The sequence below is a fragment of the Paenibacillus sp. cl123 genome, from assembly GCF_900101595.1.
Taxonomy (GTDB): Bacteria; Bacillota; Bacilli; order Paenibacillales; family NBRC-103111; genus Paenibacillus_G.
On sequence record NZ_FMYY01000013.1, the window covers coordinates 83,509 to 110,106 of the forward strand.

21 protein-coding genes and 1 pseudogene are annotated in these 26,598 nt (G+C 57.5%); 13 read left to right on the forward strand and 9 right to left on the reverse strand.

What is annotated here, in order from left to right; all coding sequences use genetic code 11:
- Positions 1 to 58 precede the first annotated feature (58 nt).
- Positions 59 to 3,733 carry an Npt1/Npt2 family nucleotide transporter gene (locus BLR08_RS19340; RefSeq protein ID WP_072333626.1) on the forward strand — a complete coding sequence of 1,225 codons (3,675 nt, stop codon included), beginning with the start codon at positions 59 to 61 and terminating at the stop codon, positions 3,731 to 3,733.
- A gap of 145 nt (positions 3,734 to 3,878) precedes the next feature.
- On the opposite strand, the gene BLR08_RS19345 is transcribed toward BLR08_RS19340, so the two are convergent.
- Positions 3,879 to 5,081 carry an MFS transporter gene (locus BLR08_RS19345; protein WP_072333629.1) on the reverse strand — a complete coding sequence of 401 codons (1,203 nt, stop codon included), beginning with the start codon at positions 5,079 to 5,081 and terminating at the stop codon, positions 3,879 to 3,881.
- A 451-nt stretch (positions 5,082 to 5,532) separates the two neighbouring features.
- On the opposite strand from BLR08_RS19345, the gene BLR08_RS19350 reads away from it, so the two are divergent.
- The 3 genes from BLR08_RS19350 to BLR08_RS19360 all read left to right on the forward strand — a co-directional run bounded on the left by BLR08_RS19350 (position 5,533) and on the right by BLR08_RS19360 (position 10,374).
- A complete protein-coding gene (locus BLR08_RS19350; RefSeq protein ID WP_072333632.1) occupies positions 5,533 to 7,518 on the forward strand; it encodes an LTA synthase family protein in 1,986 nt (661 codons plus the stop codon).
- 545 nt (positions 7,519 to 8,063) lie between these two features.
- Entirely contained in the window at positions 8,064 to 9,383 is a 1,320-nt protein-coding gene (locus BLR08_RS19355) for a deoxyguanosinetriphosphate triphosphohydrolase family protein (protein ID WP_072333635.1), read from the forward strand.
- 130 nt (positions 9,384 to 9,513) lie between these two features.
- The gene (locus tag BLR08_RS19360) at positions 9,514 to 10,374 is read left to right on the forward strand and encodes a protein-glutamine gamma-glutamyltransferase (RefSeq protein WP_072333638.1); all 861 of its coding nucleotides are present in this window, start codon (positions 9,514 to 9,516) and stop codon (positions 10,372 to 10,374) included.
- A gap of 57 nt (positions 10,375 to 10,431) precedes the next feature.
- On the opposite strand, the gene BLR08_RS19365 is transcribed toward BLR08_RS19360, so the two are convergent.
- Positions 10,432 to 11,127: a DUF1361 domain-containing protein gene (locus BLR08_RS19365; RefSeq protein WP_083537358.1), complete on the reverse strand. Its 696-nt coding sequence runs from the start codon at positions 11,125 to 11,127 to the stop codon at positions 10,432 to 10,434.
- Positions 11,128 to 11,397: 270 nt separating this feature from the next.
- On the opposite strand from BLR08_RS19365, the gene BLR08_RS19370 reads away from it, so the two are divergent.
- A complete protein-coding gene (locus tag BLR08_RS19370) occupies positions 11,398 to 12,618 on the forward strand; it encodes an MGDG synthase family glycosyltransferase (RefSeq protein WP_072333642.1) in 1,221 nt (406 codons plus the stop codon).
- A 98-nt stretch (positions 12,619 to 12,716) separates the two neighbouring features.
- Here BLR08_RS19370 and yhfH read toward each other — a convergent pair whose 3' ends face one another.
- A complete protein-coding gene (yhfH, locus tag BLR08_RS19375) occupies positions 12,717 to 12,896 on the reverse strand; it encodes a protein YhfH (RefSeq protein WP_072333645.1) in 180 nt (59 codons plus the stop codon).
- A gap of 165 nt (positions 12,897 to 13,061) precedes the next feature.
- Here yhfH and BLR08_RS19380 point away from each other — a divergent pair, with 165 nt between their 5' ends.
- Positions 13,062 to 14,483 carry an ATP-binding protein gene (locus BLR08_RS19380; RefSeq protein ID WP_072333648.1) on the forward strand — a complete coding sequence of 474 codons (1,422 nt, stop codon included), beginning with the start codon at positions 13,062 to 13,064 and terminating at the stop codon, positions 14,481 to 14,483.
- A 97-nt stretch (positions 14,484 to 14,580) separates the two neighbouring features.
- Positions 14,581 to 15,201: a nitroreductase family protein gene (locus BLR08_RS19385; RefSeq protein WP_072333651.1), complete on the forward strand. Its 621-nt coding sequence runs from the start codon at positions 14,581 to 14,583 to the stop codon at positions 15,199 to 15,201.
- Positions 15,202 to 15,354: 153 nt separating this feature from the next.
- Here the strand turns inward: BLR08_RS19385 and BLR08_RS19390 are convergent, their stop codons facing one another.
- Complete coding sequence (locus BLR08_RS19390; protein ID WP_072333666.1) at positions 15,355 to 15,804, reverse strand: DnaJ family domain-containing protein; 450 nt, start codon at positions 15,802 to 15,804, stop codon at positions 15,355 to 15,357.
- 173 nt (positions 15,805 to 15,977) lie between these two features.
- Here BLR08_RS19390 and BLR08_RS19395 point away from each other — a divergent pair, with 173 nt between their 5' ends.
- The 4 genes from BLR08_RS19395 (at position 15,978) to BLR08_RS19410 (ending at position 18,545) form a co-directional block, all read left to right on the forward strand.
- Positions 15,978 to 16,439 (forward strand): cytochrome c biogenesis protein CcdC, encoded by a 462-nt coding sequence (locus tag BLR08_RS19395; protein ID WP_072333669.1) that lies wholly within the window; start codon positions 15,978 to 15,980, stop codon positions 16,437 to 16,439.
- Between the two features lie 40 nt (positions 16,440 to 16,479).
- On the forward strand, positions 16,480 to 16,737 hold the full coding sequence (locus BLR08_RS19400; RefSeq protein WP_072333673.1) for a hypothetical protein: 258 nt from the start codon (positions 16,480 to 16,482) through the stop codon (positions 16,735 to 16,737).
- Between the two features lie 51 nt (positions 16,738 to 16,788).
- Positions 16,789 to 17,475 carry a YidC/Oxa1 family membrane protein insertase gene (locus BLR08_RS19405; protein WP_072333677.1) on the forward strand — a complete coding sequence of 229 codons (687 nt, stop codon included), beginning with the start codon at positions 16,789 to 16,791 and terminating at the stop codon, positions 17,473 to 17,475.
- 395 nt (positions 17,476 to 17,870) lie between these two features.
- Positions 17,871 to 18,545 carry a GNAT family acetyltransferase gene (locus tag BLR08_RS19410; RefSeq protein WP_072333680.1) on the forward strand — a complete coding sequence of 225 codons (675 nt, stop codon included), beginning with the start codon at positions 17,871 to 17,873 and terminating at the stop codon, positions 18,543 to 18,545.
- 85 nt (positions 18,546 to 18,630) lie between these two features.
- On the opposite strand, the gene BLR08_RS19415 is transcribed toward BLR08_RS19410, so the two are convergent.
- The 5 genes and pseudogenes from BLR08_RS19415 to tnpA all read right to left on the reverse strand — a co-directional run bounded on the left by BLR08_RS19415 (position 18,631) and on the right by tnpA (position 23,374).
- Positions 18,631 to 19,818 carry a hypothetical protein gene (locus BLR08_RS19415; RefSeq protein ID WP_072333683.1) on the reverse strand — a complete coding sequence of 396 codons (1,188 nt, stop codon included), beginning with the start codon at positions 19,816 to 19,818 and terminating at the stop codon, positions 18,631 to 18,633.
- Between the two features lie 233 nt (positions 19,819 to 20,051).
- Positions 20,052 to 20,255, reverse strand: a complete 204-nt coding sequence (locus BLR08_RS19420; RefSeq protein ID WP_072333686.1) for a hypothetical protein — start codon at positions 20,253 to 20,255, stop codon at positions 20,052 to 20,054.
- A gap of 861 nt (positions 20,256 to 21,116) precedes the next feature.
- Positions 21,117 to 21,659: a small multi-drug export protein gene (locus BLR08_RS19425; protein WP_072333688.1), complete on the reverse strand. Its 543-nt coding sequence runs from the start codon at positions 21,657 to 21,659 to the stop codon at positions 21,117 to 21,119.
- 236 nt (positions 21,660 to 21,895) lie between these two features.
- Positions 21,896 to 22,972: an RNA-guided endonuclease TnpB family protein gene (locus BLR08_RS19430; RefSeq protein WP_072333691.1), complete on the reverse strand. Its 1,077-nt coding sequence runs from the start codon at positions 22,970 to 22,972 to the stop codon at positions 21,896 to 21,898.
- 4 nt (positions 22,973 to 22,976) lie between these two features.
- Positions 22,977 to 23,374, reverse strand: a pseudogene (gene tnpA / locus BLR08_RS19435) (IS200/IS605 family transposase).
- A gap of 264 nt (positions 23,375 to 23,638) precedes the next feature.
- Between tnpA and BLR08_RS19440 the strand changes: the two are divergent.
- Together BLR08_RS19440 and recQ are read left to right on the forward strand one after the other, a co-directional pair.
- Positions 23,639 to 24,490, forward strand: coding sequence for a glycosyltransferase family 2 protein (locus BLR08_RS19440; protein ID WP_072333697.1), 852 nt, complete (start codon positions 23,639 to 23,641; stop codon positions 24,488 to 24,490).
- A 59-nt stretch (positions 24,491 to 24,549) separates the two neighbouring features.
- Positions 24,550 to 26,358, forward strand: a complete 1,809-nt coding sequence (recQ, locus tag BLR08_RS19445) for a DNA helicase RecQ (protein ID WP_256257721.1) — start codon at positions 24,550 to 24,552, stop codon at positions 26,356 to 26,358.
- Positions 26,359 to 26,598: the final 240 nt, after the last annotated feature.

Sequence of the window (26,598 nt, forward strand, 5' to 3'; positions counted from 1 at the left end):
AGTTATTGTAGAATCAGACTATATGCCAAGGACTTAGAGAAGGAATGGGGAGCGAGATATGGGGCGGCCGAATCTGCGCAAGCGCCTGAGCGGTTCTTTGACCGCTTTTACAGCCGACCGGGAGGAGTATGGGAAGGTGCTCCTTCTGTTCGGCTATTTGTTCTGCGCGGTGTCTGCCTCGACGATCGGGCGCACCGCTGCGGACGCGATGTTTTTGAGCCGGTTCGATTCGGCATTGCTGTCAAAAATGTATTTGCCGCAAGCGCTGGCGCTTATGGCGGCAGGCGTGGCCTACCAGCGGCTTGGGGGCAGATGGCGGCAGGATAGGCTGGCGCTGGCCGTGATTGCGGGCGCCGGCGGCTTGTCCCTGCTGTCAAGGGCAGGTGTAGCCGCGGGGCAGAGCTGGGTATTCCCGGTCATCTATATCGGCTATGATGTGCTCAATTTCCTGATGGTCGTCAGCTTCTGGCAGCTCGCGGCTTCTGTCATGGATCAGCGCAAGGCCAAGCGGATGATCGGTCTCGTAGGCAGCGGGGGGATCGCAGGGGGCATCGTCAGCGGGTTCGCTCTGAAGGGGCTCTCCGGCGCCATCGGCACGGAGAATTTGATTTATTGCTATGCGCTGCTGCAGCTTCTCTGTCTGGTGTTTGTGATCGGTCTGGCGAGACGGGCCGGGGCCGGGAGTGATTTATTCGCGTCGCCGTCGCCCTCTGCGGGAAACGGCGGGAAAAAGGGAGGCGCCGGCGGGGGTTCGTTTCGGACCTTTATGGAGCATGTGCCCCATCTGAAATATGTGGCGATCATGTCGGGGGCGGTCGTGCTTTCGCTCGTCCTGATCGACTATCAGTTTAAAGTAATTCTGAAAGGAACGCTGCAGGATGACGCGCTGGCCGGCTTTATGGGCAGCTTCTACGGCTTCTCGGGCCTGCTGGCCCTGGCGGTGCAGCTCCTGGTATCCGGGCGGCTGATCTCCAGGTTCGGCGTGATGACGGCGCTGCTGCTGTTCCCGCTGGCGCTGCTCGCCGGAAGCTTCGGGGTGCTGCTCATACCGGTGCTGGCGATGGCCGTCTCCGTGAAGGGGACCGACAAGGTGCTGGGGGATACGGTGTATTCTTCGGTCAACCAGCTGATTATGTTCCCGGTCGCGCCGGAGTGGAGGGGGCGGGCGAAAGGCTTTCTGGACGGCGTGGCCCGCAACGGGGCCAAGGGCCTTGCTGCGCTGCTGCTGATCGCATTGTCGCCGCTGCTGTCGGCCGCCCAGTTCAGCTATCTGATTATGGCGGCGCTGCTGATCGCCGTCATCGCCGCCATCCGGCTGCGGGGCGCGTACATGCAGCTGCTGCTTCGCTCGCTCCGCACGCAGGATCTCGATTTGCAGGAAACGAGACTGGATCTGATGGACCCTGCGAGCCGGAAGCTGCTGACCGATGCCATCGCGAGCGAGGATGCGGCCCAGGCTTTGTACGCGCTGCGCGTTCTCGAGCGGCTGGAGGGCTTCGAGCTGGAGGCGCATCTGCCGTCATTACTTCGCCATTCATCGGCAGAGGTGAAGCGCTGGGCGCTGGACTGGATCCGCCGGCATACGCCGGCAGGCTTGGAGGAAGAAGCGCTGCGGCTGACCGGCGCGGAGGAGCCGGTCATTCGCGCCCGGGCTTGGCTGGCGGTGGCGGCCTATGCCCGGGAGGAGCATCTGGAGCCATTGACCGGGCTGCTGCAGGATCAAGCCATCGTCGTCCGGTCTGCGGGCATCGCCGGACTTATCCAGCACTACGGCATCGAGGGCATGTTCCGAGCGGTCGGCACCTTGAAGGAGCTGCTGGACAGTCCCGAAGAAGAGGAGCGGCAGGCGATGGCTGCGCTGTTTGGCGAGCTCGGGCTGCCTTCGTTCTACAAGCCTCTGCTTCGGCTATTGCAGGATGAATCGGCTCAGGTGCGGGTGCGCGCGCTTGAATCTGCCGCCGTGCTGCAGGTGCCGGAGCTGGTTCAGGCGATCGTGCCGCTGCTGTCATACGGCAGCACGAGGGCGCCGGCGCTGCATGCTTTGGCCAGCTATGAGGAAGCCGTGATTCTGCCGCTGCTCGGGCCTTATCTGCAGGAGGCGGGTCATCCGGCCGCTCCGTTTCTGCCGCAGGCGCTGGCCCTTATCGGCGGACAGCGGGCGTCTTCCCTGCTGCTCAGCGTCTACGGCAAGGCCGATGAGGAGCTGAGAGGCCGGCTGCTCGACGCGTTGGTGGCGATCCGGGCCGAAGCCGGCTTCAGCCCGGATGAAGGGGCCGGGACTACGGCAGAAGACTGCGCCGCCGCCGAGCTCGAGCGTTATTGGCTCTATGCGCATGCGAGCGAGGCGCTGGCTGCCGCCCCTGAGCTGGCCGAGATTGCCGCAGCTGCTGACGAGGCCAGGCTCCGGACGGCGGAGCGGATATTCGGGCTGCTGGCGCTCAGCTATGATCCGCAGACGATGAAAGCCGTTCACGTGAACTGGTCAGGCACGGACGCCAGACGTCAAGCCAGCGCTGCCGAGGTTGTCGACCAGCTGGTAAGCGGCCGGCTGCGCAGTTCCATCGCCCAGATGATGGCGCATGCCTCCCGCCCCCTTGCGGAGCAGCCGGATCAGGCGACCGTCCATACCCACATCGCGGGCCTGCTGGAGACAGGCGAGGTTTGGCTGCGCAGCGTGATTCTCGCTTCCGCTGCCGGTCTGTCTGCCGACGGGGCTGGAGGGCGGCTTGCCCGCTGGACAGCTGACGAGCATAAGCAGGCGGCCGCTGAGGTAGAGCGCGTGCGGCTGCTCCGCTCCGTCAGTCTGTTCCAGGGCTTGACGGGTCGTGAGCTGGCTGCGCTCGGTACCCGGCTGCGGGAGGTGCTGGCGGCGGAAGGTCAGCCGATCATAACCGAAGGCGAGACGGGAGACGCGCTGTACGTGATCCGGGAAGGCAGCGCGGAGGTGCTGCGGGGCGGCCAGCGCCTGGGACTGCTCGCTCCGGGCGACTGCTTCGGCGAGATGGCGGTGCTGACGAGCAGCGTTCGGGCGGCGACGGTCCGGGCTGCCGGAGGCTCCAGGCTGTGGCGTCTGGACTCCGAGGATGTCTACGACCTGCTCTTCGACCATAAGGAGATGGCATTGTCTCTGATGGCCATCTTATCGCGACGGCTTCGGACCGTGAACCGGGAGGCCGCCGCAGCCGTCGCCGGGCCGCTGGCGGATAGCGGACAGACGGAGGCGCAGTCGTCGGTCGCCGCGATAGCAGCCGGCGGCTTGGAGGCCGCGGCGGTCGAGCTTCGTACGGAACCGGGCCGGCGGCAGGAGGCGGCGACGAGCGGAGCCATTCTCCGCCGGATTCTGGTGCTCCAGCGCATCGATCTGTTCGCTCACGTATCGGCCGATGACTTCGTTCAGCTGGCGGGCATGGTCCAGGAGATCCGCTACGAGGCCGGGGAAGCCATCGTTCGCGAAGGCGAGCCGGGAGATTGCCTGTACGGCATTATCGAGGGAAGCGTCCGCGTACACAGCGGGGGCGGGCAGCAGCTGGCTCTGCTGAGCTCGGGCGACTGCTTCGGCGAGATGGCGCTCATCGACGGGGAGCCGCGCTCGGCCAGTTGTACGGCTGCCGGACCGGCGCTTCTGCTCAGACTGCCGCGGGAGCAGGCGCTTTCCTTCTGCTTCACGAGGCTGGACGTGCTGAAGAGCATGATGCGCGTGCTGGCAGTCAGGCTGCGGGACACGCAGAAGTAAGCGGAGAAGCCGCGGGGGATTCCAGCGAGCGGGCGGCCTTGTCTGGAGATAGGCTTGAATAGCGCCAATAACCGCCCGGCTTGAGGCGGCATGCACCTCCGACTGTTAAAGGACGTTTAACAGTCGGAAGGTGCATGCCAGTTGGCTATGCTTCAAGCCCGCCTGGGGCATGGCCCGCATTTCGCCGCCGCTGTGCCAGGAGCACGCTTGTCATCAGGGCGATGGAAAGCACGATAAGCGCGCTCGGGATAAAGAAAATGCGCGGCGTCACCCCTTCGACGACAAGCGGCAGCAAATAGCCGATCAGCGAAGCCGTCTGGGCGATGAAGACGTACAGGCTGGCTCCGAAGCCGGTGCGGTGCAGAAACATCCGCTGCACGTAGCCCATAGCGACTCCGTACAGCACGGAGACGAACAACGAGTACAGCGGCTGCATAAGGAAAAAGACCGGGAGCCGATCAGACAGCGCATAGCACAAATAGGCGGTCAGCGCAAAGAAGCTGCTTGCCAGAATGACCGTCTTGCTGCCGAAGCGGACCGCTCCATAGCCGGCCAAGGTCATGAACAGCAGCTCGAAGACGGCTTGAACGCTCCACAGATACGACATCAGCTCGGGGCTGCCGAACCGCTCATGCACGACGAGCGGCAGATAGAGGCCGCGGATGGCGTCCGCACAGGAAAGCAGCAGTAAAGCGATCAGCATAAGCAGGGAGAACGGCTCTCCGCCGGCTGTTTTGCGCAGCTCCCCTGCGGCCGCGGGCGTTTCCCGGAAGCATAGCAGCAGCAGAAGCAGGGCGGCGTACCCGCCCAGATTGCCCCATAGCACGCCTTGAAACGAAGCGATAAGATACAGATTGGCGCCGATCAGCAGCCCTGTAAAGAAGCCGGCGCTGTACGTAGACCGCAGCCACAGCTGGGACATCTCGACGATCAGCGGGGCGCGGGCGGTGAAGTGCTGCCTGGCCATGGCGAACAGCTGGCCCATAATCATCCCGGAGGGCGCGGTGGCCAGGGTCATGCCGATCAAGGCGGGGACGAAGGTTTCCGCCTGCATATAGATGGTCAGACCGGCGATGCAGAGCAGAGAAGCGGTCAGAGGAATCGTTTTCTTGCGGCGCATCCGGTCGCTGATGAAGCCGACCCCGACCGTAAGCAGCATGTTCAGCAGCAGAGAGACGGAGAATATCGAGGCGATCTGGCCTTTGGACAACCCGAGCTGGTCCTGCAAATAAATGGCGTTCATCGGCGCCAAAATGCCCACCCCGCCTCCATACAAAAACAACGTCAGCATGAGCAGCCAAGCTCGGGGCACTTGGCGGAATTGCCGGAATTCAGCGGTCAGCCGCATGTCAACTTCTCCTTCGCATGTATCCGTATGGTTGCCATTATATACGCTCCTCAGTATTTGGGATAGTACCATCGGACGGACGAATTATGATAAAATGAACCGTATATGATAAAATGAAACGTATGAAAAGAGAAGAAAACAAATCGCATTGTCCGATTAATTTTACGGTTGAAATTTTCGGAGACAACTTACGCCGATCTGGCGTGACGGGATTGCATTATCTCAGAGCATAATCCGGCCGTTAAAACCATCCATATCTTCTCCCCGAAAGGCTCCGATCAGGAGCTTTTCTTTTTTTGCGCCATTAGGCCGTTTGAACCAATTTCTTACTTTCAGGTTATTTTCATATTAAATTAATGTTTCGTGTTTACAATGTCTTAACATAGTCAATGAATAGTCTAGCTATAAATATGTCCGCCTCCCATAGCGGGCCGATAGGAGAGTGACCAGGGTGCGTACGACCTCTAGAAAGGGCCGGAGCAGACGGGGAAAACCCGTATATACCCGGGCGGTCCACACCATCGCCCTATGCACGGCGATCCTTGTTCTTCCGCTGCTTCTGGCAGCTGGCGCGGAGCTTCTTCATCGTGGATCTCTGTCCGAAACTTGGACGTGGATCTTCTCACATCCCCAGTTATTCGCGTTGAACGGGCTGCTTGCCATGCTCGTTTTTTTATTGCTTTATGCGATTTGCGGCGCCTATTCGGGCGCCGCAGCACTGAGTGCGGCGCTGCTCGCGCTCGTCGCTTTGGTGAGCTATTTCAAGCGCAAGCTGATCGGCGAGCCATTTTTCCCGTGGGATATTTTCCTTAATAAAGAAAGCATGAATATTCTTCCGCTGGTGACGAGCCGGGAAGCGGTCATCCGCCTCTGTCTGGCCGGACTGGCGGCTGTGCTGCTGTTCCTGTTCGGGACCAAGCTCCCGAGAAGCCGGATGCGGGTTCCGGTCCGTGTCGCCGTAGGGCTGCTGTGCGTAGTTGCGCTGTACGGCTTCGGGGTCCGCGCGGCGTGGAGCGAGACGCTGGTATACAAGGCCGGCGCCGGCGAGATCGTGTGGAATCAGTCCGAGAATTATGCGGAGAACGGGCTCGCTGTGGCTTTCACGATGAATGTGAAAAATACGATCGTCAAGCGCCCTCCGGGCTACACGGAGACGGCTATGCGCGGACTGGCCGAAAGTCTGAACGAGATGTTCGGCTACCGTCAGGCCAAGGCGGTCGTGGCAAGTGCAGGGGGCGGGGAGAGCGTCAAGCAGCCTAACGTCATCTTTATTATGAATGAGGCGTTCTGGGACCCGACGCTGCTTCCGGGCGTTACGTTCGACCAGGACCCGCTGCCTACGGTGCGCCGCCTGCAGAAGGAGAGCACCGGCGGCTATATGCTGTCTCCGCAGTTCGGCGGAGGCACGAGCAATGTCGAGTTCGAGGTGCTCAGCGGACAATCGATGAGCTTCCTGCCGGCCGGTTCGGTGCCTTATCAGCAATATATATCCAAGCCGCTGCCAAGTCTGGCTTCCTATTTCAAAGAAAAGGGCTATACCAGCACGGCGATTCATTCCTATGAGGGCTGGTTCTGGAACCGGGAGTCGGTATACCGGCATATGGGCTTCGACCAGTTCATCAGCAAGTCGGGCTTCGAGGCTCCGGAATACCGGGGCGCCTTTATCTCGGACGACGAAGTATCCCGCCGCATCATCAACGAGGTAGAGAGCAGCGAGGCGCCAAGCTTTATCTACGCGGTGACGATGCAAAATCACGGTCCGTACGATGACCGCCGGTATGGCGATCAGGAGATTACGGTAAAGGGCATGCAGACGGATACGGCCAGAGATACGCTGGCTACTTATGCGCAAGGGGTTCGGGATGCCGATAAAAGCCTGCAGATGCTGATCGACCATTTCGAGCAGTCTGCGGAGCCGACGATTATCGTATTCTACGGCGACCATCTGCCTATGCTGGGGTACGACTATGATGTGTACGCGCAGGCGGGTTTCATCTCTACCAATCGTTCGGAGCAATGGTCGCTCGAGGAATTGAAGAAGATGCAGAGCGTGCCGCTTGTCACCTGGTCCAACTTTTATATGCCGAAGGAAACAGTGCCTGTGATCAGCAGCTCCTTCCTTGGCGCTTATGTGCTGGACCGGATAGGGATGGAGCTGCCTCCGGCATGGGCGTATCAGCTGGAGCTGTCCAAGAAAGCGCCGGGCATCCTGCGCAATCTGGTCGTAGCCGCCGACGGACAGCTGTACAACGAGCTTCCGCCATCCATCAAGGATGATGCGGAGGTGTACCGTGAGCTGCAGTATGATGAAATGTTCGGTCAGCGGTACATCGCCCAATATTTCAATGATCTGCTGCCTGAAGCTCCATCGGGGATTGCTGCCGAAGCGGAGACGGAGGCAGACTCCGATCAAGAGCCGGCACAGCCGGTGCGATAAGCTCTGCTGAGCAATGCGCCCGCCGCGGCAATTGCGGCAGGACAGAGGGCGGCAGGGATGCTACGGAGCGGGCTGGTCCCGTACGGGCGCAGCGCGCGCCTTTGAACGGCCGTCGTGTCCGGCGGCGTCTAGCCCGATAAGCCTGGCGGCGATCTTGATGGTCGCTGCCAGGCTTTTTGGCAATCTCGGAGCGTGTGAACTCCGGTGATTGGAAACCGCCGGCGTGCTTAAAAGGCCGAAACGCGGCCGGGCAACCAGCTCCAAGCTCGCGGGCGGTCTAGGAGCGAAACGTGCCCGCTTCGCTCGATGAAGTGAAAAATCAACGTGCTGGGCAAGGCGAGGCTGGTGTAATTGAGCAGCCAGCGCACGACCTATGAGGATGCCTGAGGATGTCCATGTAACCTTTTCTCCCGTGAGGAGGCTTGCCGCTTTCTCTCGCCGCTCCAAGTGTGGTACAATTTGCAACAAAATCAATTCGGTCGTACCGGGATGGCTGCAGCTCTGGCAGCTGCGGGCAACGACGGGGATGTCTAGGAGGAAGCAAGATGGATTTGCGCCAATTTCGGTTGGACGAACCGACTCACGGCACTTTCAGCGAGGAACGGGATGAGTATGAGCGGGACTATGCGCGGCTGATCCAGTCGCCGGCTTTCAGACGGCTGCAGGGCAAGTCTCAGGTGTTCGGAGCCGGCACGGGCGATTATTACCGGACAAGGCTGACACACTCCATCGAGGTATCCCAGATCGCCAGAGAGTCGGCAAGGCGCATGAACAAGCAGTATCCGCTGCTGGAGCGCCGGGAGCACCCGGGTCTGATTCTGGATCAAGCCGTTGTCGAATGCGCGGCGCTGGCGCATGATTTGGGCCATCCGCCCTTCGGACACAAGGGCGAGGAGGTGCTCAACGATCTGCTGGCTGAACAATACGGGCTTGCTTATGAGGGCAATGCGCAGAATTTCCGCATTCTGATGTTTCTGGAGAAGCGGGCGGGCAGCGGAAGCGGTCTGGATCTGACGGCGGCCGTCCTGCTGGCGATTAATAAATATCCGTATTGCCTGGATGACCCTGATCGACTCAAGGGCGTGTACGGGATGGAGTGGACGGACGGCATCGGGTTGATCCGCGACCGGTGGAAGATGCCGGCGGGCTGCTCCACGCTGGAGGCTCAGCTGATGGATCTTTGCGACGATATTGCCTATTCGACCCATGATATCGAGGACGGCATCCGGGCGGGCAAAATTCAGATGAACCGGACATTTTTCGAAGACAGCCGGCTCATCGGCCACCTGGTTCAGGAGATTGTGAACGATCACGGCAACTCGGATATCGGCTGGGATCAAGTGGATATTCCTGTTATGGTCAAGGAAGTGCTTACCTCCTATCTGGAGCAATGGGAGGAAATATATGCGGCCTGCGACCGAGAAGCCTCCCGCACCCGCAGAGAGATGAAGGCGCGCTGGGTCAGCACTTTCGCCGGACGGGTCGGGATGATTGACGATCCGGCGAAGGGCTGGAAAAAAATTACGTTCGTGCGCGACGGCCAGCAGGATCTGGAACTGCACCGGACGATGGAAATTCTGAAGAAGCTCGCCTGGGTTACGCTGATCAAGGATTTCCGCGTTCAGCGGCTGCAGAAGCGCAGCGAGATTATGATACGCCGACTGTGGGAAAGCTTTATCGTCCCGGAACAGGGCAGGCTTATTCTTCCTCCCGATTGGGTCGAGAATTATGAGAACCATCTTGCCGGCTGGTCCTGGCCGAGACTGGTGGCCGACTATATTTCGGGGATGACGGACGCATACGCCGAGAAAGTGTATACTGAGCTGTTCGCCAGCAAGTCAGGGTCGATCTACGAGATGGATTAGGTTGACCATTTGCCGTCGACTGCCCGGTATTACACCGGCAGCCGGAAATTGGCCTGAATGCCGCTTTCTCCGCATAAGATGTAGCGAGGGGCGCATTATCCCGGCCCCTCTAGCGGAGGAGGGGCTGCAGATGATCTATATACAGGGAGCGGAAGCGCCGCCGTTCATCCCGGGCGTAACCGGCGTGGAGCTGGATATCTACGCCCGCAAGCGCAGCAGCAGGACGCCGTTTCATTATGCTTCAATGGAGGCGCTGCGCTTCGAGCTGCAGGCCAGGAGCGCCATTATAGCCAGCGCGAGAGCGCTCGGGGTGAGCGGAGCGGCGTTCGAGGTGTTCGAATTGTCGCGCTGCAATGAGCGGTACTGGTCGCTGACCTATAACGGCGGCTTCGAGCTGAGGCCCGGCGTGAGCCCGTCTGCTGCGGTCGAAGATATTTATGCGAACGGACCCTTGTATGCGTTTGAATGCGCGACGGCGATCATTATTATTTTGTATAAAGCTGTGCTGGATACGATCGGCCGGGAGGCGTTCGACCGCTCCTTCGGACGGCTGTATTTGTACTCCTGGAACCATGATGCGGACTTGCGGCTGATTACAGTCAAGGGCCAAGGGGAAGCGTTCCCCGGCGATGTGCAGTACTTCAAAAATCCGCAGGTAGACCCGCGGCAGATGCAGTATCAGGGGGAGAATGTCATCGTCATGCCGGAGGGCGGTTATTTCGGCCATGGCATAGGCGTTACTTCCGGTAGCAGCATCATCACCCGGCTGAACAGGCACAGGGTGCTCTTCGCTACGCAAAGCGCTTATCTGCTGAATGAAGCGACATATCCGGATTTCGACTACCTGCAAGTGCTGGCCGGCCTTCCGGCGGAGCAAGGGCAGCACCCGGGGTTGGCCGCAGGCTCCGCGGAAGCGGGCTGGGGAGCGCCGCCTGCCGGAGCGTACCCGGTGAGGGCTCGCATCGGGCCGCGGAGATTTTTATTGGGCTAGGCTAGACGACGGGCGCCGGAGAAGCCCGGGGCCGTTCGCCACGAGGCGGATGCTGCTCTAGCGGTAGGAACGCGGACGTTCCGCGTTGTGAAGCAAGAGGTGAAGCGTCGCGTAGACGGCAAGCAGGAGCAGGCCGAACAGCCCGCAGAACATTAGCGCTTGGGGCTCCAGGCTGTCCAGCAGGGAGCGCCACAGCTTCTCGGTGCCTGTCAGCACATCCCAGCTGTTCAGCCGGTATTCACGCCCAAGCAGGATGCCGTAGGCCGACAGCCAGGATACCGCTGCGACCATCGCCCAGCCTGGCAGGGCGCCGAGACGTTCGCGCAGCATGATATGCCAGTGATACGTCGAGACGAATCCGAGCAGCAGCCCGTTCCAGGCGATGAGGAGAATTGCGAGCATGTCGTACCAATACTGGAACGTATACCAGCCGTCCGCCGCGTAGTTGTTTTTGAGTATCGTGAGATGAATAAGGTCGGTCAGGATGTAAGGGGCGTTCGGAAGAAAGAGGAGCCACGCCGCGGCCAGAGGCGCCCACAGGATAGCCGGGAGCCGGTACATACGTCCGCGAAGCACCCATGCGGCCGATGAGAAGATATATGGAATCCAGGCAAGGAACAGATTCCAGAGAAGAAAGTCATAATAGCCGGAGCCGGACAGACGGGTCAACAGGCTGTACACCAGTACGCTGACGACGGTCAGAGCCGCGAGGCCCGCGGATGTTTTGAGCCAGTCAAGCTCTTTCATATTCATGCTCGTCCTTTCATTGTGAAATAGATAATGTATGCTTCTGCTGTATATAAAACCCAGCTTAGTCTATCATAGGCGATAGGGGCCAGGCTATCCCCAAAAGGCATAGCCGCCGCCAGATTCAGGAGAAGCTATATATTCGTCTGGTTAAATATGGTACTATAAATGAACAGAAAAATGTTAGATTTTATCCCAAGGCTTGTTTCAATGCGGGATTTATGGGTAATGAGATTAGATGAGGAAATGAAACGGACGAAAGCAGGAGGCGTAACGATGTCTACACCCAACAAACGGCGGCCGGGCATCCGCGCCCTGATCTTGACCGGGGACCTGGGCGACGGTCACCGTCAGGCGGCGCGGGCGCTGGCGGAGGCTCGCGGTGCTGTCGGCCGGCCGCAGGTAGAGACCGAGGTCGTCGATTACATGCAGGAGGTCTACACGCTCCTGCATCCTGTTATTAAGTACGGATTTTTGCATGGGGTGGAGAAGCTGCCGTTCCTCTACGGGTATTTTTACCGCAGGTCCCGGGAGAGCATGGAGTTGTCGGCGGCGGCTCGCTCCTTCCTCAGGCTGGGCCAGTCCAGGCTGGAGGAGCTGCTGAAGGCCAAACAGCCCGATCTGGTCATCTGCACCTTCCCCTTGGCCGCGGCAGCCGTCTCGCTGTTGAAGGAGAAGGGGCGCTGCTCTGCGGCGCTGGTCACCGTGATCACCGATTATGCGGATCATGCGCTGTGGGTGCAGCCTCATACCGATTTGTTCCTGGTCGGATCGGAGAAAGTGGCCCGCGCGCTGGAGAAGCGGGGCATCGCCGAGTCCCGTATCAGCGTCACGGGCATTCCGGTTCGGACAAGCTTCTTCGGAGGCGGAGACCGGGCCTCCTACCGCTCTGAGCTGGGGCTGGACCCCAAGCGGCAGGTCGTGCTGGTCATGGGCGGAGGCTGGGGCTTGATGACGGAGGAAACGAGGTCCTTAATCCGTTCGCCGCTTGTGCGGGAGCGGCTGCAGCTGGTGTTTTTATGCGGGAGCAATGAGAAAGCCAGGCGGCTGCTGGAGAAAGAGCTTGCTTCTATGCCGACTCCGCATGTGCGAATTCTCGGGTTTACCGAAGAGGTTCACCGCTGGATGGGCTCTGCGGACTTGCTGTTGACCAAGCCCGGAGGACTTACGACCTCCGAAGCGATCGCCTCCGGCCTCCCGATGCTGCTGTATAAGCCGATCCCCGGTCAGGAGGAAGAGAATGCCAAGGCGCTCGTTGAGGCGGGCGTTGCGATCAGGGCCTCGAAGGACCGCAGGCTGCTTGACCAACTGCTGGAGCTGGCGCAATCCAAGGCCAAGCTGGAGGAGATGCGGCTCAAAGCGGGCAGACTCAGACGGGAGCAGCCGGTTCGCCGGGCATGGGCCGTGATGCTGAAGCTGCCGGTGGGCAGCGAAGGGGCGGGGCTTGCTGTGAGACCTGCCGTGGCGGTACGTGAATCCATGCGTGAAGCTTGGTAACGGATATTTGGGTGAGCCTGTATCGGATGACAATACAACATAACACAAGCAAACGCCCCTTCCGGGGCGTTCGTTTGTGATGCGAGATTCCTGCCGATTTAAGCTTCGGGATTGTCGGGCGGTACGGAATGGATGGGACTGAGCGGATAAAAGGTGACGCCGCGGCATTTGGGACAGGTGGAGCTGTAGCAATCGGCCATCTCTTCAAGAGGCTCCTGACAGCTGGTACAGCATTTGGCGGGTAAATTCTCATAAAATTCGGACGTGCGCATGAACATGCTATCACTCCTTATCCAGACAGGATAATTTCATTTTACAGCAAATGGATAAGGAATGTAAGCGCTTTTCCTGGGAAGGGACGAATAATTTCGAGCCGGATTAATCGGGTTTTCCAGGGTGAGGCGGATGAAGACGAGCGTCAGGTACCGGACCGGAGGATACAAATGCAATTCTATCAAACCTTTTTTATTAACATCAGCCTGCTGATTACGCTTGCATTTTTGTTTAATCTGGTCTACAAATATGTGCTGCAGCGCGTCGGGCTCAGCCGAATCATACCGGAGCGGGGCCGGTCGGCTGCGCTCGCGCTGCTGTTCATTTTCGCCGGGTGGCTGACGATGCTGTTCGGATTGCGTCTGAATGAGAATGTCATATTCGACCTGAGAATAGTGCCGCTGATTATAGCCATATTCATTTTCCGTCAACCGGGGTGGCTAACGGTTATCGGCATCGGCATCGGCTTGAGCCGTCTGACGTTCGGCTACAGCGAAGCGGCGCTCGTAGGCTGCTTCAATATGACCTTGCTGGGGCTGGCCTGCATGGAGCTCAATATCCGGTTCCGGGCAAGCGGGAGGACGCTGTGGTGGAAGCTTAGCATAGGCATTTTGTCCATCAACTTGCTGAGTGCGGTTAATCTTGCGATTTTCGGCGTGCTGCCCGCCTCTACCTACATCATGTCCATTTTTCCATTTACGTTTCCGCTCGGCATCGTGCTTTGTTATTTCTTCGCCTTCATGCTGTATGACTTCTATATGGAGAGGGTGCGGACGGAGCAGCTGAGGCTTTCGCTCGACCAATTGCTGGTGCAAAAGGGAGAGCTGCAGGAAGCCAAGGCGGCTGTCGAGGAGAAGGCAAGGCAGGTTATTCTGGCTTCGCGCTATAAATCGGAATTTCTGGCCAATATGTCCCACGAGTTGAAAACTCCGCTGAACAGTGTCATTCTGCTGTCTCAGCTGCTTGCGGATCAGCATGAGGGGAGATGGACGGAGGAGGAATTGGACTATCTGACTATTATCCGGACTTCGGGAGAGGACCTGCTGCGCCAGATCAACGATATTCTGGATCTGTCCAAGGTGGAGGCCGGCAAGCTGGACATCGATTTGGGGGAAACTAATATTGCGGAGATCCCGCATATTTTGCATCATCAGTATCATGAGGAGGCGGAGCGCAAGAAAGTGGCCTTCGAAACGAGAATGGACCCCAATCTGCCTGATTTGCTGTGGACAGACGGTTTGCGGGTGCATCAGATTATGCGGAATCTTGTCTCCAACGCGGTGAAATTCACAAATGAAGGCACCATCGTGATCGATATCCGCTGGGCGGAGGACGATCGCCCGGACCAGATTGATCGGTGGATCGCTTTCTCGGTCCGCGACACCGGGATCGGGATCGCCGAGGGGCAGCAGCGGCTGATCTTCGAAGCTTTCCGTCAGGCGGACAGCTCGATCAGTCGCAAGTATGGCGGGATGGGACTCGGTCTGTCGATCAGCATGGAGCTGGCCAAGCTGCTGGGCGGACATTTGTCCTTATACAGCCAAGAGGGGCAGGGGAGCACCTTTACGCTATATTTGCCATATCGGGCATAATAGCGGAGTTCATGAAGTAAAATTATTTGCTTTACTAAAGTAAGTTCGTTATGATACGATAGGAGCAGAATGTTAGAGAGATAAAGGAGTGGATATGATGAGTCAACAAGTAGAAACGGTGTTTTCCGCCGAGCAGTTCCTGCTGTCCCGCCATTCGGTCAGACAATATGTGCCGGGTATCACGATGTCCGATGAGGAACTGAACGAGCTGCTGACCCTGGCCTCCAGCGCCCCGTCTTCCTGGAATTTGCAGCACTGGCGTTTTCTCGTTATCCGCGAACAGGCGGGCAAGGAGCGTCTGCTGCCGATTGCCTACGGCCAGCAGCAGGTGGTCGACGCTTCGGCTGTCATCGTCGTACTTGGCGATCTGGAAGCCAACAAGGTGGCAGAGCAGGTGTACGAGCAAGCAACTCCGGAAATTCGCAGCATGATGAAGCAGCAGGTTGACGGAGCCTACGCAAACAATCCCGTTCTTGCCCGCGATGAAGCGATTCGCAATGCCTCCTTTGCCGCCCAGCAGCTGATGCTGGCTGCCAAAGCCAAGGGCTACGATACCGTACCGATGGGCGGTTACGATGCCAAGGCGCTGATCCGCGAATTCTCCATTCCGGAGCGTTATGTGCCTGTTGTCATGATCCCGGTCGGCAAAGCCGCCAAGCCGGCAAGACCTACAGGCCGGCTGCCGCTTGAGCATCAGACGATTCATGAAAGCTTCTAAGATGATCGAATAGGCTTCGCTTTGAGCCCCTGCGGGCTGCCTTCTCGGCTTCACCGAGAATCGGGCAGTCTGCAGGGGTTTTATGCGCTTAGCAGGGGGCGCCGTTTGTCCGGAGAGGCTGCGAGGCGGAGAATTGCTTGGGGCTTGCCCACGTTATTTGCCATACCAGCGCGTATATTGCTCCTGCAGATTGTCCTTGCCGATCAGCTGGCGATGCAGGGTCCGGCTCGGGGCCAGCGCATTGAGCTCAATAATTTGTTTATTGATCTCAGTCAGGAGGTCATGAAGCTCCGGATGCTGGCGGGATTTCTCCATGAACTTCAGCGCTTGAGCCATACGATTGCCGATCTCGGTTCTCAGCATGATCCAAGGCGGCTTTACATTGGCATTGCGCAGCACGGAGTCGAGAATATCGCCGGTAGGCACCCGGAGCGGTTTGCCTAAGCCGGGAAGCCGCTCCAGCCCGCCTTGCTGCACAAATTGCTGGTAAGCGTCCTCCGCCCAGCCTTGTTTCTCACGCTCATGGGCCTCCAGCGCGTCCTGGTCTTCATATACCTCGCGCGGCAGCGGCGCAGGTCGTGTTTCGAATGAATCCTCGCTCATCGTTAGTTCCTCCGCATTATTTAGTCTATTTTTAGCTTAATGAGGTACGGCGGTCAGGTCAAGCCGTGAAGCAGCCGAGTCGTGTGGAAGATGTATCAAGCGAAGCAAGGCGCACGAAACGGCCTATTTGTGATACAATACAGGAAAGATAGTGGGGGATGGAGGGAGTAATCATGCAATCCGGTGCAATGGTCATGATGGTGTTTGTGGCCGGGCTTATCTTCTGGCGCAGAATGAAAGCCGCTTCCCGCCCTATCCGGGGAAAAGGGTACAGGCTTCTGCTGCCGCTGCTCTTCTTAAGTTTTGGCCTACTGGGCTTATTCAATCCGCAGCTGGTTCTTTCGACCAAGGAAGTCATTCTCTCTTTGCTATGCGGGGCCGTGTTGTCTGTGCCGATGATTATGACTACGAATTATGAACGCCGGGATGACGGGTTCATCTACGCCAAGCGCAGCAAGGCTTTCATGGTCGTTCTTGTGGCTCTGATCGCTCTTCGTCTCGCATTGCGCAGCTACTTGTCCGGGCTGGACCCGGCAGAGCTGGGGATGCTCTTTTATTTGATTGCGGTCGGGTATATCGTGCCATGGCGAGTGGCCAGCTATTTGAAATACCGCAAGCTGGCTTTGGCTAAGTAAGCCGCTGAGCTAATATTGTGCGAAGAAAGGGGGGATGAAGATGGAATGGCCGATCGATATGCCGCTGCTTGTGTTTATGCTGGGTTTCACCGTATGGGCCGTAGCGCCTTGGATGGGCACAGTCTCTCGCAGTTTAAGCTGCGATATGCCGTACAAAATTTCATGCTGGGCGCTGATCATGGGAAGTCACGACCTGCCCGGCCATACGAGGCGCATCGTCTTCATCCGCCGCAAGCGGCCGCCCCTTTCCTCGGATAATCCGGATGCGCCTTCTCTCTCTGCGGTTGCCAGTCGCTGACCCGCATATCGTCAACCTGAAGGGTGACGAACGAAAAGGAGAGAGCATCCTATGTATACCTGGTTTCAACCGATTATTTCCCTGCTTGCCGAAATGTTATCCGTCCTCGACCGTGTGTTTCAAGATTGGGGACTTGCCATTATCGTCCTGACCGTGCTCGTCAAGCTTGCTTTGTACCGGTTTCAGCTGACTGCCGCCAGGCAGCAGGTCCGGTCGGCGGTCATGAATCCGGAACTGAAAAAATTGCGAGATCTGCACGGACAAAATCCGGCTGAGCTCCTGCAAGAGACGAATAAATTGTATCAAAAGCATGGTTACCGACCGTTTGCGCCTTTCACCGGCGCGCTGCTTCAGCTGCCGATACTCAGCGCTATGTACGGCCTGTTCCTCACACATGGCAGCACAATGACATCCCTGCTGGTCCCATGGGTTCCGCATTTGGCCGCGGCTGATCCGTTCCATCTCATTCCGCTGATCACGGGGATGTTGTCCTTCGCCTTAAGTCTGATCCCGCTGACTGATATCGCGGCGGCTCCCTCGATGAGCATGGGGCAGAAGGTTATGATTGGGATATTGATGATGCTGATCCCCTTATTCGTGACTTGGCGGGCGCCGATTGCGCTCGGGCTGTACTGGATAAGCGGGACGCTGTTTGGCTTGCTGGAGCGCCTGTTTTACCGGACGACAGCGGGCAAGCGGCTTCTGGTCAAAGGGATGGAAGAACGCCTGCTTCAATAAATTCCTGCTCAATAACCTCTCCGTTGTACGGAGAGGTTATTTTTAATGGGAAATTAATGAGCGGTCCCCAGCTCTGTCCACTCCAAGGAGCATAGCCGGCAGCAGGACCGCTAATCCCCGCCATGGCTTCTGAACGAAAAGAAAGAGGCCCGCAGCCAACCGGCAGCGGACCTTAAGGAATATATATAATCAAAAAGGGGGTCGAGTTCTATTATAGGCGCTTAATCTTAAAGGGAGATGAAAATTACATTTCATTTAGGTAACAAATCATTTTTGATTATTACAAGCTTGATCGTGAAGAGAGGGAGGGAATTTCGCCGGACGGGCTACATCGGAGTATTTGACGAGTGGCCGGTTAAGCGGTAAGCTGTAGGGGAAAAGGAGGCGGAGCATCCATGGAATATCATCGCATCACCCATATCGAAGATCCTTATTTCTCACAAATGCACGCCTTGATGCAGGCCGTATTCCCGGCCGAGGAAGTGCTGGCTTACGAGCTTTGGGCCGAGCCGCTTCAAGACCCGGGCATACGCGTATTTGTAGCCATTGAAGAAGGAAAGGTCGTTGGCGCAACGGAATACCGGTATTACCGGGATATGCAGATCGCGATGACCGACTTCACGATCATCGGGAAAGACGGAAAGGGGATCGGCCCCTTTCTTGCCGGCAGACGTATGGCCGATCTGCGTCAGACCGCCGCGGAGGCCGGAGGCAAGCTAAACGGCATGTTCGCTGAGATCTATAATCCCGAGCTGTCGGAAGGGCTTGCGTTCGGCGGCGTAAAGGCGATGAATGCGGTTGTGCGCCGCGAAGTGCTGGCGCATCTCGGCTATCTGAAGCTGGATTTGGAGTACGTCCACCCGTCCTGGCAGATTGACGGCGAGGCGGTGCATGGCCTTGAATTCTGCTATATGCCCATAGACGATGCAGGCGTTCAAGCGGTCGATGCGCAGCTCGTCGCTACGTTTCTCGAAACGTACTATTCAGCGCTGAGCGAAAAGCCGGATTCCTGGTACCGGATGGTTCAAGAATTGCGGCAAAGGGATCAGGTGGCGCTGCTTCCGATCTAACAGCGGCCGAGGCAAAAAGCAAACAAACAGGCAGGAGCCGTCGAAGCTGGCTCCTGCCTGTTTGCCGTATGATTTGTCTATGCGGCTATTCGGTGATGCGGTTCTCGGCTTCCACGCGCTCCAGCTCGTCCAGAGCTTTCTCCAAGCCATAGTTCAGCAGCAGCGTTTTGAAGCCCTTGCTCCGGTTCATGCAAGCCTGATCCAGACGCTCCTTCAGATCCTTGCGGATGTGAACCCCGTCCTTCTCATGCGTCTGCTTGCGCTCTTTCTTCTTCAGCTCGCTGCCCAGCAGCTCCAGCAGCCGGCCGTCGGCAGCTTCGGAAGCTGACTCGGACAATCGGGAGGAGCCAGTTCCGGTTGCGGCGGGCGGCTCAATCGGAGGAGAGGCCGCTTCCGGCTGCTCAGCCGATGCCGACGTTTCCGGTTCGGAGAAAATCCGGCTGTCCGCCGATTCTACGATGGGGGCTGGCGCAGGTTTTCCGGCACTTTTGCGTCCGCGGGTGCGGACAGGCTTCACTACCTCGGCCTCAATAGCGCCGGAAGCCGGGTCGAAGTTCTCCGGCGCGGCCGACGTCATTTCCTTCGATGCGGCCGCAGCCCGACGCCCGCTTGAACGTTTGCGCGTTGAGGCAGTCTTGGCGTTGGCGTTCGCAGCTGAGTCCGAAGCCGAAGCATCCGCCTCAAGGGGCTGACGCCGTTTCCGCCCGCGCCGCGGACGGGACGTTTGGCTGTCGGACACGGCGGAAGGCATGTCTACAGCAGAGACCGCTTCCGCGTCGGTTACCGCGGGTTCTGCTTCTGCCGTGACGGCGACTTCCTCATGTGAAGGGACAGCCAGGTCTGCAGCGGGCACAAGCTCGGCCGTTTCTTGGGCGGCGGCATCCGAAGGTTCAGACTGATCAGCCGGAGCATTCACAGAAGCGTGCATGTCTGCAGCCGGCGATGCTGCATCTTCCCCGGCCGCCGGGGAGTCTACCCCGTCGTTTGCGCCCTCAGTATGGGCGGGGGCGTCTGCAGCGGCTGCCGTGTCTGTCGCAGCAGGCTGCACCGTGTCGTCAACGGCCGGTGGAGCTTCCACGGCATTGATGGCGACGGCACTTTCAGCGGATTGCCGGGAAGCGGAGCGGCGGCGGGCCGGCGATGCAGCTTGCTCGGATGCCGTCGCCGTCTCAGGAGCTGAGGCGGAGGCGACTGTGGCAGTATCTTTGTCCGCACCTGCGGATGCATCTGCGTTTGCGAGAGGAGCGGGTTGTTTTTTGGATCTAGGCGGCATGCTGAAAACCTCCTTAAGTTGATTGAATTTCCCGATAGGACCTCATTTGCGAGGAGAGTCTTTGTGGCCTGAGCATAGGATGTTCCTCCGATGGAGCACATGCTTTCATTAAGAGAAATAGCGGGATAATTGCCGGACGATCGTGGGTTGACGTTCCAATTTTATCATAGCATGGACCTGATTGGCGCTCCACATCCCAGGCAAAATCCTTCTGCATGGAAATGGGCTTCCGGTTAGTCTGGCAGTCCGGGCTCAGCCAGCTCGCGGCGCGCCAGTTGCAGCGCATCAATCATCGCATCCAGCTGCTCGGGCGACCAATGCAGCGTGACATACCGGGGCCGATAGCCGCCGCTGCTCGTCTCCATCATCACGAGCGATTTCTCCTGATCAACGACTAGGGTAACATGCTCTGTTTCGTAAACGGTTTTCCACGCCATGCATAAAACCTCCGTCCTTGTAAGCTATTTAGCGCTACTACTCAGGGCTCGGACAAATGAGTGAGCTAAACGGTAGCGGATAATCCCCACCAATTTCGCCTTGTATCCGCCATTGGGATGCATGATGTACGAAAAACCGTCCAACTCCCGTCTTTTACCCGCCATTGGGGCGCATGATATACGAAAAACCGTATAACTCCCGCCGTTTACCCGCCAGTGGGGCGCATGATGTACGAAAAACCGTATAACTCCCGCCGTTTACCCGCCATTGGGGTGCATGATATACGAAAAACCGTCCAACTCTCGCCTTTTACCCGTCATTGGGGCGCATGCTATACGTTTTTTCCCTTACCACATTAGGGCTGCCGATGAGAAAATAGACGTCGCGACGTACCCATGAAGGGAGAGGAACGAAAAGTCCGTGCTTTAACAGCATAGATACAGGGCTTAGCAAGCGAGTAAATTAACCTCCCCCGCTTCCGCCCCGCTCTCGCCCTGACTTCTGTCCCGACTTCGCCTCTGGCGTTTACTCAGGCATCGTCATCATTTTTCACGCATCTCTCGATCAACTGACCCTGTTTTTGATTCTAACTAATTCTACATGAGATAGCGAAATTCCCTACATGAGCCGAAAAATATTTTCCCTGCGGATAGAAACCTAGGTAGTCGCTGTAGCCCTTATATTTCCTTGCGGTCACTAGGTTCCTGGGCGGGTTTTCGAGAAATTTGCCGCAGATGCCATACATGCGGTTCGACGATAGGCATGGCGGCAAGAAGACAGCAGAAAGAGTGCGCTGCATGGGGCAGTCGCACTCTATGGCCGCAGGACATCAATCCGACGAAACGGACAATGAGAACGGTTTATGCGGGGGCATCCTTCCTCTGAAACCAACCGACGAAATCCAGGCCGTAAACGGTGCCTACTGCAAGAGCGATTGTCCATAAGGCGAGACTGACCGTCATCCACAGGAGCACCCAACGGGGCTTGGAGCCAAATGACAGCGCCAGCAGCGCGGCGATATCCGTCCCGACGATGGCCGGTGCGAGCAGGGCAAGGCCGGGGATGCCGTAGCGCTCCCAGATGCCGCGCGCCCGGCGCCGTTTTTTTGAAGCGGCCTGTTCCTCCGCAGCGGCGGCCTCCAATGCCACCTCATGAGGGTCGCGGCCTTCCTTGCGGGCTTTGCGCCGGATTCTCCAGGCCTTGAACTGATGGAAGAACAGGGCGATCAGCAGGACGGGAATCCAGTTGCCTGCAAACCCGATAACAGCGACGGACACGGGCTGCAAACCCCATGCGATGCCGAGAGGGACGACAAGGAATACTTCCAACCAAGGGGCGGCCGCCAGAAAAAACAATAAAATATATTGCCAGAAGACTCCCCATTCCGGTTGTTCGAGCAGCATACGTATGGCTCCTTTCTTCTTGCAAGCAATAAATGGTGTTTGTGACCGGGTGACGAATCAGACAAAGAGATGTAGTTGAGCATTTCTAACATATTTTGAACCTCCACACGCCTGAAGGCGTGGGATTCTTAGCTAGTTTACTGGTCGCATCCGTTTCCGCTGCTTCCGCTGCTAAGTTAAGGGCTAGTTCAATAGCCCGTCCTGAATCAGAGCCTATAGCTATTCAGGCTGACAGACTATTCCCCCACAGCTTTTCCAGAAAGCCTGGGACGAACGCCATCTGCCACAGGTTGACGCATGATGTTGATCGCACCGACACGATCTCGATGTGCTGCATATCCGCAAAAACACTGGTACATTCGATCTTTTGCCTGATTACGCTCACCGCAGGATGGGCATGTTTGTGACGTGTACGCTGGATTAACTTCTATGACTTGGATGCCAGCTAATGCCGATTTGTAGGCAATGAACTGTTGCAATTGATAGAACGACCAGCTATGCAGATTCTTGGCGTTTTTACGACTTGTTCTTGTCGTTTTGCGAATATCTGAGAGCTTCTCCAGTTTAATGACCGACACGTGCTCTCTCTGCGCCATAGTAACGATCTGGCGACTGATTTTGTGGTTTTGATCTTTGATATACCTGCTCTCTTTGCCACGTTGCTTTCGGATGGCAGAGAGCTTCTTTCGTTTTCCAAGTTTACGCCGCCTGGCATTGTACGTGCGGCGAATGAATTTATTTTTGCGTCCATTGCCGAAGAACTTCGTCTTTCCGTTTGATGTCACGACAACCGCTGGAACTTTCAAGCCAAGATCAACACCCATTTCTGCTGTTCCTGTCGCTTGCCCGGTCGGTTTTTCAACGGATACATGAACGAACCACTTGTTTGACTTCTGAACGACTCGAAGAAGTCCTTGCTTGCTGTTAGCAAGCATATTTCTCTCACGTTCGGCAATGTACGCAGGAACAACAAGACGTTGCACTTTGCCATCTATGCAGGCAGGAAAAGAAACGCTATCGTCGCCAATCGTATAGTTCTGATTGTTGACGTAGTACACTCGCTTTTTTAGAATGGGACGCTTCTTGTTCTTCCTGGACTTCTGGAAGATACTTCTTGCATCTCGAATAAGTTGATTCTTTACGACAGAGGGCAAATTCGCATCGATGTTCTTTGAGGTTAGCTTCGGAAACGTTCCAGATGCTTCGGCTTGCTCCGTTAAAAGATTAACCGTCCGAATGTATTCATTGCCCATATTCACCAATACAGAAGGATGGGATGGAAATAGGCGAATTTGAACAGTGACCGTCTGCATGTCTTCACCCCCTCGTCTTTTGTTCTTCCACATATCTTTTGATGGTTTCGCTTGAAACGTTTCCTGCCGTACTGACAAAGTAGGAACGTGTCCAAAGAGAAGGCAGATGCTTCAGGTGGTTGAACGTTTCACGGAGACGACGAGAAGTTATTCCTTTCAATTTCGCCATGACTTCAGCGGGAGAGTCAGTTGGCAGGACATTCAGAAGAATAGGCACATGATCGGGCATCACTTCCATTGCGATAAGTACCCAATCGTTTTAGCGCATATTCCCTGGGCAAGCTGCTTGAACTGAGTCTCTACCTGATTGACTAGCACTTTACGCCTGTATCTCGGGCAAAACACAACATGATAGTTGATTAATGATACGGTCGTTTTAGTAGTTCTGTACGATTGTCCCATACCAACATGGTATCAGTTTGATGGATATGCTACAACAAATTCGTGTATCCATGTAGGACAATTAAAACAGCCTAAAGGCTATCCCTTGTCCTAAGCCGATTCATCCCGCGGCTGAAGCCACGGGCTTTCTCTCCTATTTTCTGTAAGGATTCCTACCTCTTCTGGCAAGTTTGTGCCCTTATCGCCAAGGCTGAGCAGTTTTCCTTTTGAGCATATTCCGGTATAGTTGATATAGAGGCAATCAGAAAGGCGAGGGGAAGCGGGATGGATACACAGCCGCTCGTATCGGTTATCATACCGACTTACAATCGGCTTGAGGCGCTCGGGGAGCTGCTCGAATCGCTTAGCAGACAGACGTATCCGCATTTGCAGATTATTATTGTGAACGATGCGGGAGAGTCGGTGGAGCGTGTGACGGCATTATATCCCGAGCTGGATACGCTTGTGTTGACTATGGAAAGCAACGGAAAGCATGTGGCGGCGCGAAATTTGGGCTTAACGGCCGTCCGCGGGGAGTACATCCTGCTTTGCGATGATGACGATTTGCTGCTGCCTGCGCATGTGGAGCGTATGGTTCGCGAGCTGCAGGACAGCGATCTGGTATATTCGGATGTGGAAATATTTGATTATACGGTCGTCGAAGGGACGCGCCGTCCGACCGGCCGGTTTATTTTCGCCTATGAGCATGATCTGGAGGCGATGAGGAAGTTTTCCACCTTCGTAGCTTCCGGATGCCTGTACCGGAGGGAGCTGCATGAAAGGCTGGGACCGTTTGATACCGAGGTATATCACTATTGGGATTGGGACTTTTTTCTGCGGGCTTCGGAAAGCTTCCGCGTGAAGCGGGTGCCGGTAGCCAGCGCATTGTATGCCTTCGCATCGGCCGGCGGGAATTTATCGGGACCGGCCGATAGCATGCGGCCGTATCTGGACAAGCTGTCGGCCAAGCATGGACTGGGCGAGCTGCCGACGGCTAACTTTTTCCTGCTGCTGGAGGAGCCGGATGTGAAGAGCCGGAAGGCGGTCACAGAAGTAAGCTGGGACGGGGAACCTTTCGTGTCCAGACTTACCGGATTTGGGGGATCGGGATCAAGAGAGGAGGGAGAGAACGGCTGATGGAATGGGATTGGAACGGGTTGTTTGAAGTGGAGGCGCCTCCGGAAGATCCGGCGGAGATGCGGCAGGGCCCTCTTGAGATGGAGGACGCGCGCGAGCTGCTGCGCAAGTATTACGGATATTCGGATTTCCGCGAGGGGCAGAAGCCGGTGATCGCCAGCGTCCTGGAAGGCCGGGACACGCTGGGCATCATGCCGACGGGCGGAGGCAAATCGATCTGCTACCAGATCCCTGCGATGATGATGAGAGGAACGACGATCGTCGTATCGCCGCTGATTTCATTGATGAAGGATCAGGTGGACGGACTGGACAGCATCGGCGTATCCGCGACATATATCAATAGCTCGCTGTCGTACTCGCAGGTGGAGACGCGCATCCGCAAAGCGGCTCGCGGCGAGTATAAAATGCTGTATGTCGCGCCCGAGCGGCTGGAGTCGGAGCGCTTCCTCGGCCTGCTGGCCGAGCTGACCGTGCCGATGGTTGCGGTCGACGAGGCGCACTGCGTGTCGCAGTGGGGACATGACTTCCGCCCCAGCTATATGCGGATCAGCGAGCTGATCGCGAAGCTGCGGGAGCGTCCGCGGATCGCGGCCTTCACGGCGACGGCGACAGACCAGGTGCAGGCGGATATCGTGCGGCATCTCCAACTGCAGGAGCCGGGCGTATTTGTCACCGGCTTCGCTCGCGAGAACCTTAGCTTCACGGTCGTGAAGGGCGAGAACAAGCGCGACGTGCTGACGGGCTATATCCGCGAGCATGCGGGAGAGGCCGGCATCGTGTATGCGGCTACCCGCAAAGAGGTCGACCAGGTCTGCGAGTTTCTAAAGCGGCAGGGCGTGTCGGCGGGCCGGTACCATGCGGGGATGACGGATAAGGAGCGGGCGGAGGCGCAGGAGCAGTTTCTGTACGACGAGGTGCGCGTCATGGTGGCCAGCAATGCCTTCGGAATGGGGATCGACAAATCGAACGTGCGGTATGTCATCCACTACAATATGCCGAAAAATATGGAGTCGTATTACCAAGAAGCCGGACGGGCCGGCCGCGACGGCGAGCCGAGCGATTGCCTGCTGCTGTTCAGCCCTCAGGATATTTTGATCCAGAAGTTTCTGATTGAACAGTCGGTCGCCGCGCCGGAGCGCCAGCAGCAGGAATACCGGCGCGTGCAGCAGATGGCCGACTACTGCCATACGACACAGTGCCTGCAGCGCTACATCGTCCGGTATTTTGGCGGCGAACTGGAGCGGGACTGCGGACAGTGCAGCAACTGCGCCAGCCCGGATATGGAGCTCACCGATATTACGCTGGAGGCGCAGCAGATTTTCTCCTGCGTGAGGCGCATGCGCGAGCGGTTTGGCGTTACGCTGGTTGCGTCGGTGCTGAAGGGCTCACGCAACAAGAAGGTGCTCGACTTCCGCTTCAACGAGTTGAGCACCTACGGGTTGATGAAGCAGCGGACGGAGAAGGAGATTGTCGACCTGATCCAGCTGCTGGTCGCCGAGGGCTATCTGCAGCTGGCCGAGGGCAAATACCCGACTGTGAGCCTGACGCCGAAAGCGACGGAAGTGTTGATGCCGGATGGAGCGCGAGTCGTCCAGCGCATCCGCAGCAAGCCGGCTGCGCCGCTCGTGCAGGACGTTGAGGCCGAGCTGTTCGACGAGCTGCGCAAGCTGCGCTCTGAAATTGCAAAGCGCGAAGGCATCCCGCCGTATATCGTGTTCCCCGACAGCACGCTGCGGGAGATGTGCGGCGTGATGCCGACGAATCCGGCGGCGATGCTCAAGATCAAGGGCGTGGGGGAAGCGAAGTTTTTCAAGTATGGGACGTATTTTATCGAATTTTTCAAAGAACGTGCAGGCGCGCGGGACTAACGTCAGGCGCCGGCTCCTGAAGCAGGGCGCTCCGGAAATGCGGCGAACAGAGCCCATGCTGGCGAACGGTGAAGTCTGCGCCAGTTGGGCTTGCTAGCGGATGGAGGGGGCTGCAACGTCGAGCCTGCGCCAGGGGAAGTATTGGAGTTGCAACAGTCGAGCCCACGCCGCGGATGGATGTAGGAAGCCGCGAAAGCGGGCCCGCCAGGCGCGCCGGTCGCGGCTTTCGCCGCCGCCGCA